We start from the raw sequence: 15,199 nt of genomic DNA on the forward strand, positions 1-15,199 counted from the left end.
TCGCCACCGCTTGGGGCTATACGCAACCCCCCTTATACCAGTGGGGACGGCGGTATTGGGGATGGTTTCCAGTCAGCGATTACTCAGATGAACTTTCCTACAGCAATCTCGGATTGCCTTTCACTGCTCCTGATTCCAACCTAAAGCCTAAAGGGATCCATCAACTGTCCAGGATAAAGTCGACACCATGACGATGCGCCGCCTTGCACTCTCAAGCAAAAAAGTCCGCAACATCCCACGTCGATTGAAAGCGCTTGCAGCTTGGGCCTCTCGCTTCGAGGGCTATTTCCCGGACGATCTGACTCTCGAACAGAAATACTGCAACTGGAAAATTCCGGTTCTCACAACACTGGTAGAGGGTAAACAAGCGACCACTGCCATACGCAAAGAATGCGCCCAACAAATGATCAATGCAGCGCATCACATACGCCAAGCCAGGTCTGAAAATGCTATCGACTGTCGAATAGTTACGGTCATCTGCCTACCGGATATGTTCACCAGCGAAATCTGCATTTACACCAATCTGGACTACCATCGAGGTCATATCCCGCCAATCGACAGTGAGCACTGCCGAACGGACAAAAGCCTCGCAACGGAATGGGGTCTCGTCCTTCCGGACGGGATGAAGGAAAGAGGATTGCGCTATACCGCTGAAGATTGCGACGGGCAACCCTATGAAGCCGAGCAGTGGTATTTCGGTGAGGTCGATTGACAGGTGAGAGATCACCAGTTTTTTACTGATGGAACACAGCGACTTCACGAACTTTATCGCCTGAACCACCGCACCACTCGCGCCAGCCGTCACTTTGCGTAAGAATGTCGGCCATTAACGCCTATTGCTGGAGAAACACTATGAATGTAGTCACCACCGACCTCCCCGGTGTTCTGATCATCGAACCCAAGGTATTTGGTGACGAGCGCGGCTTCTTCTATGAGAGCTTCAACGCCAAGGCTTTCGAAGAAGCAACCGGCCTGAACACCCAGTTCGTTCAGGACAACCATTCCCGCTCGCAAAAAGGCGTACTGCGCGGTTTGCACTACCAGCTGGAAAACACTCAGGGCAAACTGGTCCGCGTCACCGCCGGTGAAGTGCTGGACGTGGCCGTGGACATTCGCCGCAGCTCGCCGCATTTTGGCCAATGGGTCGCGGTGCGCCTGTCCGCCGACAACCATCGCCAACTCTGGGTGCCGGAAGGTTTTGCCCATGGTTTCGTGGTACTGAGTGATTTCGCCGAGTTCCTCTACAAAACCACCGACTACTACACCCCGTCGGCCGAGCGCAGCATTCGCTGGGACGACCCGGACCTGGGTATCGACTGGCAGCTGGACGAAGCACCGCAGTTGTCCGCCAAGGACCAGGCCGCCGCGTTCTTGAAGGACGCTGAAGTCTTTTCCTGAATTCCTGTCTGAATTTTCACCGCCAGCGCGCACTTGATCCAAGGTGCGCAGACTGCGCCCGCAAGCCTAGGCATAATGCGTCTATATCCATAGGCGCTTGATGCTCATGACTCCGACCCTCCCCCGCAGACCCCGCTGGCGCAGCCTGGCGCTACTCGCGCTGTGCCTGGCACCCTTGCTGTGGCCGCTGGAGCATCTGGCCGAACGTTACTACCGCAGCGAACTGGCCGGGCAGAACCGTCAGACCCTCGACCTCTACGTCGCCAACCTGCTGGGCACCCTGCACCGGTATGAAGTGCTGCCGCAGATTCTCATCGAGCTGCCGGCTCTGCGCGCGACATTGGCCGCTCCCGACGAAGGCGTGGTTCAAGGCAATGCCAATCGCCTGCTGAAAAACATCAGTGCCCAGACCGGTGCCGAGGTCATGTACCTGATGGACACGACAGGCAAGACGCTGGCGGCCTCCAACTGGGACAAACACGACAGTTTCGTCGGCCGCAATTTCGCCTTCCGTCCTTATTTCAGTGAAGCGATGGCCGGGCGCCTGGGGCGCTTCTTCGGCCTGGGTACCACCTCGGCCAAGCGCGGTTACTTCTTCGCGGCAGCGGTGCGTGATCGCGAAAAAATCATCGGCGTTCTGGTGATCAAAGTGGACCTTGATCACACCGAAAGCATTTGGGGCAAAACCCCGGAACAATTGTTGGTCACCGACCACAATGGCGTGGTCATCCTCACGTCACGACCTGAGTGGCGTTTCCGTTCGACCCGCCCGTTGAGCGACGCAGAGCGCGAGGCAATCACCGCGATTCAACCCTACCCGACTCGCGATCCCAAGCCATTGAATCTCGACCCCAATGCCTGGCTGACCCAAACCCGGCAGATCGAGGAAACCGGCTGGAGCGTCAGTATCCTTGCGCCACGCACCCTGATCGACCGCCCGGTACGCACGGTCGTGGCCATCGGCGGCGCAGCGCTACTGGTACTAATGCTGCTGCTCGGCCTGATGATGCAGCGCCGACGCCATTACCTGGACCGGATCGCCTTCGAAGGCAAGGCCCGCCAGGAACTGGAAGGTCGGGTCGCTGAACGGACCAGCGACCTCGAAGGCCTCAACCGTCGACTGAAACAGGAAGTGCTGGAACGCGAACACGCCCAACAAGAACTGGTACGCGCTCAGGATGACCTGGTGCAGGCCGGCAAGCTCTCGGCGCTGGGAACGATGTCGGCGAGCATCAGCCATGAACTCAACCAACCGCTGGCGGCAATCCGCAGCTACGCGGAAAACGCCGAAGTGCTGCTCGACCATCAGCGCACCGAGGATGCTCGCGGCAACCTCAAGCTGATCAGCGAGTTGACCGGGCGCATGGCCTCGATCATCGCCCACCTGCGCGCCTTTGCCCGGCGTGATCGCCACGCCCCGGAAAGCGTGGCCCTGCAACCGGCACTGGACGACGCGCTGGCGTTACTGGCCAAGCGTCGGCGCAGCATGGAAGTCGAACTGATCCGTGACCTGCCGGCCGCCACCCTGTGGGTCGAAGCCGGGGAAACCCGCTTGCGCCAGGTACTCGGCAATCTGCTGGCCAATGCCCTCGATGCCCTGACGGAAAAAGGCCCGCCGCGTAAACTCTGGTTGAGTGCCGAGTCCACCGCCAACGGCGTCAACCTGTACATTCGCGACAACGGCCCCGGGTTCTGCCTGGAAGCGCTGGGTCGTGCCGGCGAGCCCTTCTACACCACCAAGACCCGCACTCAGGGGCTTGGGCTGGGGCTGGCGATCTGCGACACCCTGATGCGCGCCTTCGGTGGTGAACTGTCGTTCTCCAACCACAAGGAAGGCGGCGCCCTGATTACCCTGAAGTTGCGCGCAGGCGCACCGGGTGTAAGCCTGCAACCGTCCGAGGACCGAAGTGCATGACCATCGACAACCGCATCCAGGTCGTGTTGATCGACGACGATCCCCATCTACGCCAAGCATTGAGCCAGACCCTGGACCTGGCCGGCCTGAAGATCCTGCCGCTCGCTGAAGCCAAGGGCCTGGCCGGGCAACTGGAACGCGACTGGCCGGGCGTGGTGGTCAGCGACATCCGCATGCCGGGCATGGACGGTATCGAACTGCTGACCGAACTCCACGCCCAGGACCCGGAACTGCCCGTGCTGCTGATCACCGGCCACGGCGACGTACCGCTGGCGGTACAAGCCATGCGCGCCGGGGCTTATGACTTTCTGGAAAAACCTTTCGCCAGCGACGCCTTGCTCGACAGCGTGCGCCGTGCCCTGGCCCTGCGCCGGCTAGTGCTGGACAACCGCAGCCTGCGCCTGGCCCTGAGCGATCGCAACGAGCTGAGCGCTCGACTGGTCGGGCAATCGGCGCCGATGCTGCGCCTGCGTGAGCAGATCGGTGCACTGGCGGCGACCAAGGCCGATGTGCTGATCCTCGGCGAAACCGGTGCGGGCAAAGAAGTGGTGGCCCGCGCGCTGCACGACCTGTCGAGTCGGCGTAACGGCCCGTTCGTGGCAATCAACGCCGGGGCCCTGGCCGAGTCGGTGGTGGAAAGCGAGCTGTTCGGTCACGAGCCAGGCGCCTTCACCGGCGCGCAGAAACGTCGTATCGGCAAGTTCGAATTCGCCAATGGCGGCACGTTGTTCCTCGATGAAATCGAAAGCATGAGCCTGGACGTGCAGGTGAAATTGCTGCGCTTGCTGCAAGAACGGGTCGTCGAGCGACTGGGCGGTAACCAACAGATCCCGCTGGATATCCGCATCATCGCCGCGACCAAGGAAGATCTGCGTCAATCCGCCGATCAGGGCCGCTTCCGCGCCGACTTGTATTACCGCCTGAACGTCGCGCCGCTACGCATTCCGCCGCTGCGCGAGCGCGGCGAAGATGCGCTGGTGCTGTTCCAGCATTTCGCCGATGAAGCCAGTGCCCGCCACGGCTTGCCGCCCCATGAATTGCAACCGGGACAACGGGCGCTGCTGCTGCGTCACACCTGGCCCGGCAATGTTCGAGAGTTGCAGAACGCTGCCGAACGCTTTGCCCTGGGCCTGGAGCTGGCCCTGGACAACAGCGCGCCGGAGGGTGGCGTCGGCAGCACGATTGAAGTGGTCAGCGGCGGTTTGAGCGAGCAAGTGGAGAACTTCGAAAAGAGCCTGATTGCCGCCGAACTGGCGCGCTCGCACAGCTCCGTGCGCAGCCTCGCCGAAGCACTGGGGATTCCGCGCAAAACCTTGCATGACAAACTGCGCAAGCATGGCCTGAACTTCGCCGACGGCGGCGCCGGTAACCCCACCGACGATGTCGATTGAGCTACCGTCAACTCATCATCTTCAAACAAGAGGCCTTTGAATGAACCGCGACTGTCGTCACCTGGAATCGATCCTCCACCACGACATCCCTCTCACGCGGGACATGGGCCTCAAGGTGCTCGACTGGCACGATCAACAACTGCGCCTGCACCTGCCGCTTGCGGCCAACGTCAATCACAAGAGCACCATGTTCGGCGGCAGCCTGTATTGCGGCGCGGTGCTGGCCGGCTGGGGCTGGTTGCATTTGCGTTTGCGCGAAGAAGGCATCGATGACGGGCATATCGTGATTCAGGAAGGGCAGATCAACTATCCGCTGCCAGTCACCTCTGACGCGACGGCGATTTGCCTGGCGCCAAGTGCGGCCGTGTGGAGGAAGTTTCTGGCGATGTATCGACGCTATGGGCGGGCGCGGTTGACACTGCATTCGCGGATCGTGAATACCGGGAGCGAAGAGGATGCGGTGAGGTTTACCGGGCAGTACGTCCTTCACCGATGACTGATCGTTCCCACGCTCTGCGTGGGAATGCAGCCCGTGACGCTCCGCGTCACTGGACGCGGAGCATCCCTAGAGGCATTCCCACGCGGAGCATGGGAACGATCTTAGTTGCGAGCCAAAGCCAACAACTTCTCCCGCCATACCGCCTTAGCCGGCAGCGCCAAAAAGAACTCATTCAACAACGACTCCCGCGCCGGATAACAGAACGGCTCACCATTCAAATCCAGTACCTCACCGCCCGCGCCTTCCAGCACACCTTGCGCCGCTGCGGTATCCCACTGCGAAGTCGGCGCCAACCGTGGATAACAATCCGCCGCCCCTTCCGCCAACAGGCAAAACTTCAGCGAGCTACCGATATTGGCCAGTTGCAACTCACCCAGGCTGTCGCTCAACCCCGCCAGCAAGCGCTCCTGCTCAGGGCTGGAATGCCGACGACTGGCGACCACCGTAAAAGCCTCGCCCGCCGCCGGAACGTCGCGAACCTGAATCGGCAACGGCTCGGCGCCTTGATCGCCACGCCAGGCACCCAACCCCGCGCCCCCCACATAAAAGCGCCCGTTGGTCGGCATCGACACCACACCGAACACCACACGCCCCTGCTCGATCAGCGCAATGTTGACGGTGAACTCTTCGCTGCCGGAAATGAACTCCTTGGTCCCGTCCAACGGGTCGACCAGCCACCAGCGCTGCCAGCCGGCGCGCACGCTCTGGGGAATGTTGGCGTCCTCTTCGGACAACACCGGGATGCTCGGATCCAGCGCCGTCAACCCGGCCAGAATCACATGGTGAGCGGCCATGTCGGCGGCCGTGACCGGGGAATCATCGGACTTTGCCGTCACGGCAACATTGACGCGCCAGAACGGCAGGATCGCCTCGCCTGCCTTTAAAGCCAGTTCAACGACCGGCGCCATCAACGGATGGGGAAAGTTCAACTTCATGGCAGGAATACCCCACGCTGAGTCAGCAGGTCACGGGCCAGATACAGCGCCGCCAAGGCACGGCCCTCAGTGAATCGCGGATTCTGCGCCAACGCCGACAATTCACGCAGGTTGATCTTGTCCACGCCCATCGGCTCGGGTTCGTCGCCCTCCAGGCGTTCTTCGTACAGATCGGTGGCCAACACCACCTGGATCTTCTGGCTCATGTAGCCGGGTGACAACGACAACTCGGTCAGATGCTCCAGCTGCCCCGCGCCATACCCGGCCTCTTCCTTGAGCTCCCGCTCGGCCGCCGCTAGCACGTCTTCGCCCGGTTCGATCAAGCCTTTGGGCAGGGACAGTTCGTAGGCATCGGTGCCGCCGCAGTATTCCTCCACCAACACCGCGTGGTCCGCGTCGAGCATCGCCACGATCATCACCGCGCCATAACCGGCGCCTTTGCCGACCAGGCGCTCGTAAGTACGTTCCACGCCGTTGGAAAAGCGCAACTTCAGCTCTTCGACACAGAATAATCGGCTGGTGGCGACAATCTCGCGGGCGAGTACGGTGGGTTTCTGGCGCATAAGAGGCTCCTTGGCGTAAGCGGGTTACTATACCCGGCCTATCCTTAATGCTGGTCAGTTAAGCGCAATTCATGTGGGAGCGGGCTTGCATGGTTGAGGGGAAGCCCTCAACCATAGAATCTCCCACAGGCTCCGCGCCTTGACTGACTGGCATCAGGCCTATCCTGATTGTTTATCTCGGATATCTTTTTTACCGCTGGAGAAGTTTTTTATGTCCCTGCTGCCCTGGCGCGACATCGATACCGTTCTGCTGGATATGGACGGCACGCTGCTGGACCTGCACTACGACAACCATTTCTGGATGGAGCATCTGCCAAAGCGTTATGCCGAGCTGCACGGAGTGAGCCTGGCCATGGCGGAGCTGGAATTGCAGCCGCTGTTCGAACGCCATGCCGGTCAGTTGCAGTGGTACTGCCTGGACTTCTGGAGCGCCGAGCTGAAGCTGTCGGTGCGCGAGCTGAAACTGGAAACCGCACACCTGATTGCCCTGCGTCCGGATGCGGACACTTTTCTGGCGGCGATCAAACAGGCCGGCAAGCGTGTGGTGCTGATCACCAACGCCCACCGCGACTCGCTGTCATTGAAGCTGGAAAAAATTGAACTGGCGCCCTATTTCGAGCGGTTGATCAGCTCCCACGATTACGGTTTCGCCAAGGAAGACCCGCAGTTCTGGGATGCCTTGCAGGCCGACATCGGCTTCGACCCGGCGCACAGTCTGTTTATCGACGATACGTTGCCGATTCTGCGCAGTGCTCGCAATTTTGGCGTGGCACACCTGTTGGCCGTGAGCGAGCCAGACAGCCGCAAAGGGCCGAAGGACACTGCCGAGTTTGCGGCGGTGGGGGATTATCGGGAGCTCATTGCAGGGCTTTAAACCGAGTCGCCTGCATCGCGGGCAAGCCACGCTCCCACAGGGTCTGTGTCGTTCGCATCCTTCGTTAACGACACAACTCCTGTGGGAGCGAGGCTTGCCCGCGAAAGCGATCTCAAGCCTTACTCAGGAATCCGCAACACCTGCCCCGGATAGATCTTGTCCGGGTGTGAAAGCATTGGTTTGTTGGCCTCGAAGATTTTGTTGTACTTGTTCGCGTCGCCGTATTGCGCCTTGGAAATCGCGCTGAGGGTGTCGCCCTTTTTGACGGTGACGAACCGCGCCGCCTGAGCAACCGGCCCTGTCACAGTAATCTGGTCATCCACACTACCGACACCGGCAATATTGCCCACGGCCAGCAGAATCTTTTCCTTCTCTTCCTGGCTTGCCACTTCGCCGGTGACAGTGACTTTGTCGCCATCAATGGTCGCCTGAACATTCGGGTTACCCAGGCCGACCTTGCTGATGTGCTCCTTCAACTGCTCGCTGGCGTTGGCATTGCCAGGCGTCAGCAGATCGATAAGTTTTTCGCCTGCTTCTTTCACAAAGCTAAAAATACTCATGGTGCACACTCCTTCGGATTCAGGTTCCAGACGCCCAAGACTAGACCAGTCTTCCGGAGCCCGGTTCCCGGCCGACCAATGACCCAACCCCGCGCAGGCGGTAGAATCGCGAACCTTGCCCGCGCCCTGGAGCGAAGATGGACATCAAGCAGCTCAAATTCCTCATCGCTCTCGACGAAACCCGGCACTTCGGCCAGGCCGCCGCGCGCTGTCACATCACCCAGCCGACCCTGTCCATGCGCCTGCGCAGCCTCGAAGAAGAGCTCGAACTGCCGCTGGTCAACCGCGGCCAACGCTTCGAAGGTTTCACCGCGCCGGGCGAGCGCGTGCTGGCGTGGGCACGTACGGTGCTGGCGGCTTACGACGGTTTGCAGGCCGAAGCGGCAGCCTGTCGTGGCAACCTCGTGGGTACGTTGCGTCTGGGCGTGGTGCCGCTGTCGAGCTTCGACCCGGTGCCACTGATGCAACGCCTGCATGCCGAGCATCCGAACCTGCGCTTCGAACTCTCGGCCCTGAGTTCCGAACAGATCCTCGAACAACTGGCGAACAACCGTCTCGACCTCGGTGTGTCGTACCTGGAGCGTCTGGATGGCGAGCGCTTCGATTCCCTGGCCTTCAACGAAACCCGCATGGGCCTGCTCTACGATCAACGCTTCTTCAGTTTCGGCGAGGCGCCACTGAGCTGGGAGTCGCTGATCGAACTGCCGATGGGCATGCTCACCAGCGGCATGCATTTTCGCCAGTCCATCGACCATAACTTCCACAGCCGTGGCCTGACCCCACAGCCGTTGCTGCAAACCGATGCGGTCCACCAATTGTTACAAGCGGTACACGGCGGGCTGTGTTGCGCGGTCATGCCGCTGAACGGCGGCCTTGAAAACCTCACCGATCACTTGCGTCTGCAACCTATCGAAAGCGCCCAGACCCTCGCCCGGCTGGGGCTGATCATGCGTCGCAGCGCCCCGCGTTCGGCCTTGGCAGAAGCCTGTTTTGCGATCTATCAGAAATCACTGACAGACACTTGATCGACGCCATCTATCGGTAGATCAGTAATAGCGATTAGACGCGACATGTTGACGCGCCTAGGCTTAAAGCTGACCAAACCGTCGGTGATGCCTAATGAACGCCAAGCGCCCCGGCTGCGCGGCGCCTGCTCTTGAAACGCCCGCGCCCACCGCAAGCCAGACATACAGTTACTGCAACCTTGAATACTCCGAATCGTCCAGCACCGCGCTGGCCGAGGAAGTTGCATTGGCGATCGCCTACAACGGCATCAGCCAGGCGGTCATGTTGGTGACGCCGACGGATCTTGAAGACTTCATCATCGGCTTCAGCCTCGGCAGCGGCATCATCGAAGACGCTTCAGACATCTACGACTTGCAACTCAGCGGTTCGGGGTCGGCGCAATACGCACAAGTGACCATCGCCAACCGCGCCTTCTGGAACCTCAAGCAGCAGCGTCGGCAACTGGCCGGCACCAGCGGTTGCGGGCTCTGCGGCGTGGAAGCGGTGGAGCAAGCATTGCCCGATCTCAAAGTACTGCCCGGCGCCCCGCTTCCCCCGGCCGAATGGCTGGACGGTTTGCGCCATCGCATCGCTGAATTCCAGCCTTTGGGCCAGTATTGCGGCGCGGTGCATGCGGCGGTGTTCATGAATGGCAAAGGCGAATTGCTGCTGGGCCGTGAAGACATCGGCCGGCACAACGCCCTCGACAAGCTGATCGGCGGGTTGATCCGCCAGAAAGTTCCGACCACCGATGGCCTGGCGATTGTCACCAGCCGTTGCAGCCTCGAATTGATCCAGAAAGTGTTACGCGCCGGCATCCAGACCCTGGTCAGCCTGTCGTCGCCCACGGGCCTGGCCGTGCAATGGGCCCGTCGACACAACCTCAACCTCATCCACCTGCCGCAGAAAAGTGTGCCGCGGGTCTACAGCCCCGCGACGGAGAATCAAGCGTGAACCAACACCAACAAGCCGACCAGAAACCCGCTCCACGTTACAAGCCCTATAAGGGAGCGGCCGGTGGCTGGGGCGCGCTGGCCAGCGTTGCCCGCGCCTGGTTGACCAGCGACAACGCGTTGAAAAATCTGCGCATGATGCTCAAGACCAACAAGAACGGCGGGTTCGACTGCCCCGGCTGCGCCTGGGGCGATTCTCAGGAAGGCGGCATGGTGATGTTCTGCGAGAACGGCGCCAAAGCAGTGAACTGGGAAGCAACCAAACGGCGTGTCGATGGCGCGTTTTTCGCCAAACACAGCGTTAGCTCGTTGCTGGAGCAAAGTGATTATTGGCTCGAGTACCAGGGCCGTCTGACCGAGCCGCTGAGCTACGACGCCGAAACCGATCGTTACAAACCGATCAGCTGGGAAGCGGCATTCTCCTTGATCGCCAAACATTTGCAGGGCCTGTCGAGCCCGAATCAGGCCGAGTTCTACACCTCGGGCCGCGCCAGCAACGAAGCGGCGTTCCTCTATCAACTGTTCGTGCGCACCTACGGCACCAACAATTTCCCCGACTGCTCGAACATGTGTCACGAAGCCAGCGGTGTGGCATTGGCCCAAAGCGTCGGCGTCGGCAAAGGCACCGTGACCTTCGACGACTTCGAACACGCCGATGCGATTTTTGTCTGGGGCCAGAACCCTGGCACCAACCACCCGCGGATGCTCGAGCCACTGCGCGAAGCGGTGAAACGCGGTGCGCAGGTGGTGTGCATCAACCCGCTGAAAGAGCGCGGCCTGGAACGCTTCCAGCACCCGCAACACCCGATCGAAATGCTCACCAACGGCGACAAGCCGACCAACACCGCGTACTTCCGTCCGGCATTGGGCGGCGACATGGCGATCATGCGTGGCATGGCCAAGTTCCTGCTGCAATGGGAGCGCGATGCGCAGAAGGCTGGTGAGCCTGCGGTGTTCGACCACGACTTCCTCAACGAACACAGCGCCAACGTTCTGGAATACCTCGGCACCGTCGACGACACCCCATGGGAGCAGATCGTCGAGCAGTCCGGACTGACCCTGGTGGAGATCGAGCAAGCGGCGCGCATGTATGCCAAAGGCAAGAACGTGATCATGTGCTGGGCCATGGGCATCACCCAGCATCGCCATTCAGTGGCGACCATCCAGGAAATCGCCAACCTGATGCTGTTGCGCGGCAACATCGGCCGGCCGGGTGCCGGTCTGTGCCCGGTGCGTGGCCACAGTAACGTGCAGGGCGACCGGACGATGGGCATCAACGAACGTCCGCCGGTGGCGTTCCTCGACGCCCTGGAGCGGCGCTTCCAGTTCAAGGTACCCCGTGAAAACGGCCACAACGTGGTCGAGGCGATTCACGCCATGGCCGAAGGCCGTTCGAAAGTCTTCATCGGCCTGGGCGGCAACTTCGCCCAAGCCACCCCGGACAGCCCACGGACCTTCCAGGCCCTGCGCAACTGCGACCTGACCGTGCAGATCAGCACCAAGCTCAACCGCAGCCATCTGACCCACGGTAAAGACGCGCTGATCCTGCCGTGCCTGGGCCGTACCGACATCGATATCCAGACCGAAGGCGCCCAAGCGGTGACCGTGGAAGACTCGTTCAGCATGGTCCACGCCTCCAACGGTCAGTTGCAGCCGCTGTCGAACCAGATGCGCTCGGAACCTGCGATCATCGCCGGTATCGCCGCCGCGACCCTGGGCAGCAAACCGGTGGACTGGAACTGGCTGATAGCGGATTACAGCCGCATCCGCGACCTGATCGCCGACACCATCCCGGGCTTTCGGGACTTCAACGAGAAGATCCAGAACCCGGGCGGTTTCTACCTGGGCAACAGCGCCGGCGCTCGCCGCTGGAACACCCTGTCGGGCCGGGCCAACTTCCGTCCGAACATCCTGCCCAAAGACCTGGTGCACGAACGCACCCGCGCCACCGGCGTATTGCCGGACCTGATCATGCAGTCGATGCGCTCCCATGATCAGTACAACACCACCATTTATGGTCTTGATGATCGTTATCGTGGGGTGAAAGGTCAGCGGGATGTGTTGTTCGTCAATGAAGCCGACATCATTCGCCTGGGGTTCAAACCGGGGCAGAAAGCTGACATCGTTTCGCTCTGGGATGATGGCCGTGTGCGGCGGGTGGAGGGCTTTACGCTGCTGGCGTTTGATATCCCTGCCGGGCAAGCGGCCGCTTACTACCCGGAAGTGAACCCGTTGGTGCCGCTGGAAAGCACTGGGGATGGCAGCCATACGCCGACGTCGAAGTTTGTGGCGATCCGCTTGGAAGCGGCGAGTGAAACGGGGTTGATCATGGCCAAGTCGGCTTGACGCGACAGCGGGCTTGCTCGCGAAAGCGGTGGATCATTCAAACAGCTTTTCCGATCCAGCACTTTCCAATCGCCCACAAAAAAGGCCATTTTTATATGAAAACGGCCTTTGCGAAGTAGCTAAAGACCGGCGAAAAATACTTAAGTTCCGCCCAAAAAACAGCAACTTATAGAATTGTGCTCAAGTCGTGTTATTCGTCGGATTTCTATTGTCACAACCCCGACACAGCCTCAGGATCGCGCCGTCATCCCCTTGAGGTTCCTCTATGAAGTTCTCCTCGATTCTCTTGTTGTCCCTTGGCCTGGTCAGTGGCTTCGCGTCTGCTGGCGGCACCACCGAAGCAGGTGTGGGCGGCGCATTGGGCGGGGTTCTGGGCTCGGTCGTCGGTCAATCGCTAGGCGGCAGTACAGGTTCAACCATTGGCGCGGCCCTGGGCGGCGCGGGTGGTAGCGCAGTGGGCGCAGACAGACGCAGCCGTGGCGAAGCCGCCATTGGCGGTGCCTTGGGCGCAGCTGGCGGTAACGTGGTCGGCCGCAGCATGGGCGGCACCACCGGTAGCCTGATCGGCTCCGCAGCAGGCGGCGGCGCCGGTGGCGCGCTGGGTAACTACATGGGCAACAAGAGCGATGACGACGATCGTCGCTCCTACCGTCGTGGTTATGACGATGATGATCGTCGCTACTACCGTGACGGCCATCCGGGTCGCGGCCATGCCTACGGCCATCGCAAGCATCACCATCGCTATCGCGACTGAGGCTTGAATCGCCTCGTTTACCGGTAGATCAAAAAATCGCAGCCCTCGGGCTGCGATTTTTTTTGCCCTCAGCTCGCCAGTCGCTCCAACGCCCCGCGCAACCCGGCAGGAATCGCCACCGGCTGATTCGACGCTCGATCCACGAATACATGCACGAAACGCCCCGCCGCGCAGGCTTCGTCTTCGCCGGCCTTGAACACCGCCAATTCGTATTGCACCGAGCTGTTACCCAGCTTGCCCACCCGCAGGCCGATTTCGATCCGATCCGGGAAGGCGATAGAAGCAAAGTAATCGCAGGCCGAACTCACCACAAAACCCACCACCTCGCCGTCATGGATATCCAGGCCGCCGACTTCGATCAGGTAGGTGTTCACCGCCGTGTCGAAAAAACTGTAGTAGGTGACGTTGTTGACGTGACCGTAGGCGTCATTGTCGTGCCAGCGGGTGGTGATGGGCTGGAAGTGCGGGTAGTCGGTGCGTTGGGGCATCGGGTTGGACATCAGCGTTGGTTCCTGGGGTTGGGTGGCTAGTTTAAGGTGAAACCGCGTCGTACCCCTTCGCGAGCAGGCTCGCTCCCACACTGGATCTCAGTCATACACAAAATCTGTGTTCAATGAAGATCAACTGTGGGAGCGAGCCTGCTCGCGAAGGGGCCTTCACCGACGCCAAATAAAATCACATCTCGGCAAACCCTTTACCCTGCGCCGCCAACTCCCCAATCAACCGCGCCGGCGCCCAGTGATCACCCTGCTTGGTCTCAAGTTGCAACAATCGCAGATGAATATCCGCCAACCCTTGCCGATCCGCCCAAGCCATCGGCCCGCCCTTTTCCGCCGGGAAACCATAACCATTGAGGTACACCAGGTCGATGTCATGCGCCGACGCCGCGATGCCTTCCTGAAGAATCTTCGCCCCTTCGTTGACCAGCGCCAGCAAACAGCGCTCCAGAACCTCTTCAGGGTCAATGTCGCGACGCTGGAACCCCAACCCCTCGCTGACTTCCAGCACCAACGCATCGACTTCCAGATCGTGCTCAGCCTGACGACTGCCCGGTTCGTAGTGATAATACCCATCGCCACTCTTCTGCCCGAAGCGCCCCAGCTCGCACAGTCGGTTGTCCACCTGAACCTGCGGCGCATCCTGGCCTTTGCCAGCCAGTTCTCGAGCGCGCCATTCCAGGTCGATGCCGACCACGTCATACATGCGGAACGGCCCCATGGCGAAACCAAAACCTTGCAGCGCTGCATCCACCTGATAAGGCAAAGCACCCTCCAGCAGCATCTTGCGTGCTTCGAGCACATAGGGGTGCAGCATGCGGTTGCCGATGAAGCCGTGGCAATTGCCCGAGACCACGCTGACCTTGTCCATGCGTTTGCCCAGCGCCAGGGCAGAATCAAGCACCGCCGGCGCCGTCTGGGCACCACGCACGATCTCCAGCAATTTCATGATGTGCGCCGGGCTGAAAAAGTGCAGGCCCAGGACTTGCTGCGGACGGCGAGTGGCAGCAGCAATCGCGTCGATGTCCAGCGCCGAGGTATTGCTGGCCAGGATCGCTTCGGGTTTGAGCAGACCGTCGAGTTCGCGAAAGATGTTCTGCTTCAGCTCGAGATTTTCGTAGACCGCTTCGATAACCAGATCGACATCGCGAATCGCTGCGTAATCGGCAGCCGCCGTCACCCGTGCAATGCGCGCATCCGCCTCGGCCTGATCGATCCGCCCCTGACGCACGTTGTGCGCATAAGCCTCAGCCACGCTGGCGAGCGCCAGCTCAAGCATCTGCGGATTGTTATCGACCCACTGCACCGGTACCCCGGCGTTGGCCAGGCACATGACAATGCCACGGCCCATGGTGCCCGCCCCGATCACGGCGGCGCGCTGAATATCGAACAGTGTCTGGCTCATGATTGTTCTCTTGTTGGCGATCCAAAGACAGTCCTCACCATAGTCAGCCCATGGGTGTTTTTGAAGTTTATTCCTGTGATGGGCGACATTCAGCGGATGGATGT

15 protein-coding genes are annotated in these 15,199 nt (G+C 60.6%); 10 read left to right on the forward strand and 5 right to left on the reverse strand.

Annotated features, from left to right (window positions below):
* The first annotated feature begins 187 nt into the window (after positions 1-187).
* The 5 genes from QMK51_RS26940 to QMK51_RS26960 all read left to right on the forward strand — a co-directional run bounded on the left by QMK51_RS26940 (position 188) and on the right by QMK51_RS26960 (position 5,200).
* Positions 188-712 (forward strand): DUF3916 domain-containing protein, encoded by a 525-nt coding sequence (locus tag QMK51_RS26940; protein ID WP_320392557.1) that lies wholly within the window; start codon positions 188-190, stop codon positions 710-712.
* Positions 713-852: 140 nt separating this feature from the next.
* A complete protein-coding gene (gene rfbC, locus QMK51_RS26945; protein WP_320392558.1) occupies positions 853-1,398 on the forward strand; it encodes a dTDP-4-dehydrorhamnose 3,5-epimerase in 546 nt (181 codons plus the stop codon).
* A gap of 106 nt (positions 1,399-1,504) precedes the next feature.
* Complete coding sequence (locus tag QMK51_RS26950) at positions 1,505-3,313, forward strand: sensor histidine kinase (protein WP_320392559.1); 1,809 nt, start codon at positions 1,505-1,507, stop codon at positions 3,311-3,313.
* Positions 3,310-4,704, forward strand: coding sequence for a sigma-54 dependent transcriptional regulator (locus QMK51_RS26955; RefSeq protein WP_320392560.1), 1,395 nt, complete (start codon positions 3,310-3,312; stop codon positions 4,702-4,704). Before QMK51_RS26950 ends, QMK51_RS26955 begins: the two co-directional genes overlap by 4 nt.
* A 40-nt stretch (positions 4,705-4,744) precedes the next feature.
* On the forward strand, positions 4,745-5,200 hold the full coding sequence (locus QMK51_RS26960) for a thioesterase domain-containing protein (protein WP_320392561.1): 456 nt from the start codon (positions 4,745-4,747) through the stop codon (positions 5,198-5,200).
* A 104-nt stretch (positions 5,201-5,304) separates the two neighbouring features.
* Here the strand turns inward: QMK51_RS26960 and cysQ are convergent, their stop codons facing one another.
* Complete coding sequence (gene cysQ / locus QMK51_RS26965; protein WP_320392562.1) at positions 5,305-6,138, reverse strand: 3'(2'),5'-bisphosphate nucleotidase CysQ; 834 nt, start codon at positions 6,136-6,138, stop codon at positions 5,305-5,307.
* Positions 6,135-6,701 (reverse strand): ADP compounds hydrolase NudE, encoded by a 567-nt coding sequence (nudE, locus tag QMK51_RS26970; protein WP_258698033.1) that lies wholly within the window; start codon positions 6,699-6,701, stop codon positions 6,135-6,137. The genes cysQ and nudE overlap by 4 nt, the downstream gene beginning before the upstream one ends.
* 211 nt (positions 6,702-6,912) lie before the next feature.
* Here nudE and yrfG point away from each other — a divergent pair, with 211 nt between their 5' ends.
* On the forward strand, positions 6,913-7,575 hold the full coding sequence (gene yrfG, locus QMK51_RS26975) for a GMP/IMP nucleotidase (RefSeq protein WP_320392563.1): 663 nt from the start codon (positions 6,913-6,915) through the stop codon (positions 7,573-7,575).
* Positions 7,576-7,694: 119 nt separating this feature from the next.
* Here yrfG and lysM read toward each other — a convergent pair whose 3' ends face one another.
* On the reverse strand, positions 7,695-8,135 hold the full coding sequence (gene lysM / locus QMK51_RS26980) for a peptidoglycan-binding protein LysM (protein ID WP_320392564.1): 441 nt from the start codon (positions 8,133-8,135) through the stop codon (positions 7,695-7,697).
* A 137-nt stretch (positions 8,136-8,272) separates the two neighbouring features.
* Here lysM and QMK51_RS26985 point away from each other — a divergent pair, with 137 nt between their 5' ends.
* From QMK51_RS26985 to QMK51_RS27000, 4 genes are all read left to right on the forward strand, one after another.
* A complete protein-coding gene (locus QMK51_RS26985; protein WP_258698036.1) occupies positions 8,273-9,160 on the forward strand; it encodes a LysR family transcriptional regulator in 888 nt (295 codons plus the stop codon).
* Between the two features lie 94 nt (positions 9,161-9,254).
* On the forward strand, positions 9,255-10,094 hold the full coding sequence (gene fdhD, locus QMK51_RS26990; protein WP_320392565.1) for a formate dehydrogenase accessory sulfurtransferase FdhD: 840 nt from the start codon (positions 9,255-9,257) through the stop codon (positions 10,092-10,094).
* Entirely contained in the window at positions 10,091-12,439 is a 2,349-nt protein-coding gene (locus QMK51_RS26995; RefSeq protein WP_320392566.1) for an FdhF/YdeP family oxidoreductase, read from the forward strand. Before fdhD ends, QMK51_RS26995 begins: the two co-directional genes overlap by 4 nt.
* A 265-nt stretch (positions 12,440-12,704) precedes the next feature.
* Positions 12,705-13,193 carry a glycine zipper domain-containing protein gene (locus QMK51_RS27000; protein WP_258698039.1) on the forward strand — a complete coding sequence of 163 codons (489 nt, stop codon included), beginning with the start codon at positions 12,705-12,707 and terminating at the stop codon, positions 13,191-13,193.
* 68 nt (positions 13,194-13,261) lie between these two features.
* Here the strand turns inward: QMK51_RS27000 and QMK51_RS27005 are convergent, their stop codons facing one another.
* Together QMK51_RS27005 and QMK51_RS27010 are read right to left on the reverse strand one after the other, a co-directional pair.
* Positions 13,262-13,693 carry a thioesterase family protein gene (locus QMK51_RS27005; RefSeq protein ID WP_320392567.1) on the reverse strand — a complete coding sequence of 144 codons (432 nt, stop codon included), beginning with the start codon at positions 13,691-13,693 and terminating at the stop codon, positions 13,262-13,264.
* Positions 13,694-13,868: 175 nt separating this feature from the next.
* Positions 13,869-15,095 carry a 3-hydroxyacyl-CoA dehydrogenase gene (locus tag QMK51_RS27010; RefSeq protein ID WP_320392568.1) on the reverse strand — a complete coding sequence of 409 codons (1,227 nt, stop codon included), beginning with the start codon at positions 15,093-15,095 and terminating at the stop codon, positions 13,869-13,871.
* Positions 15,096-15,199 lie beyond the last annotated feature (104 nt).

This window comes from Pseudomonas sp. P9_31 (assembly GCF_034008235.1).
In the GTDB taxonomy this organism is placed as follows: domain Bacteria; phylum Pseudomonadota; class Gammaproteobacteria; order Pseudomonadales; family Pseudomonadaceae; genus Aquipseudomonas.

What these genes read in the sequence shown, in the direction of transcription:
- QMK51_RS26940 (WP_320392557.1), top strand. Translation starts at nt 188, where the DNA reads ATGACGATGCGCCGCCTTGCACTCTCAAGCAAAAAAGTCCGCAACATC.
- rfbC (WP_320392558.1), top strand. Translation starts at nt 853, where the DNA reads ATGAATGTAGTCACCACCGACCTCCCCGGTGTTCTGATCATCGAACCC.
- QMK51_RS26950 (WP_320392559.1), top strand. Translation starts at nt 1,505, where the DNA reads ATGACTCCGACCCTCCCCCGCAGACCCCGCTGGCGCAGCCTGGCGCTA.
- QMK51_RS26955 (WP_320392560.1), top strand. Translation starts at nt 3,310, where the DNA reads ATGACCATCGACAACCGCATCCAGGTCGTGTTGATCGACGACGATCCC.
- QMK51_RS26960 (WP_320392561.1), top strand. Translation starts at nt 4,745, where the DNA reads ATGAACCGCGACTGTCGTCACCTGGAATCGATCCTCCACCACGACATC.
- cysQ (WP_320392562.1), bottom strand. Translation starts at nt 6,138, where the DNA reads ATGAAGTTGAACTTTCCCCATCCGTTGATGGCGCCGGTCGTTGAACTG.
- nudE (WP_258698033.1), bottom strand. Translation starts at nt 6,701, where the DNA reads ATGCGCCAGAAACCCACCGTACTCGCCCGCGAGATTGTCGCCACCAGC.
- yrfG (WP_320392563.1), top strand. Translation starts at nt 6,913, where the DNA reads ATGTCCCTGCTGCCCTGGCGCGACATCGATACCGTTCTGCTGGATATG.
- lysM (WP_320392564.1), bottom strand. Translation starts at nt 8,135, where the DNA reads ATGAGTATTTTTAGCTTTGTGAAAGAAGCAGGCGAAAAACTTATCGAT.
- QMK51_RS26985 (WP_258698036.1), top strand. Translation starts at nt 8,273, where the DNA reads ATGGACATCAAGCAGCTCAAATTCCTCATCGCTCTCGACGAAACCCGG.
- fdhD (WP_320392565.1), top strand. Translation starts at nt 9,255, where the DNA reads ATGAACGCCAAGCGCCCCGGCTGCGCGGCGCCTGCTCTTGAAACGCCC.
- QMK51_RS27000 (WP_258698039.1), top strand. Translation starts at nt 12,705, where the DNA reads ATGAAGTTCTCCTCGATTCTCTTGTTGTCCCTTGGCCTGGTCAGTGGC.
- QMK51_RS27005 (WP_320392567.1), bottom strand. Translation starts at nt 13,693, where the DNA reads ATGTCCAACCCGATGCCCCAACGCACCGACTACCCGCACTTCCAGCCC.
- QMK51_RS27010 (WP_320392568.1), bottom strand. Translation starts at nt 15,095, where the DNA reads ATGAGCCAGACACTGTTCGATATTCAGCGCGCCGCCGTGATCGGGGCG.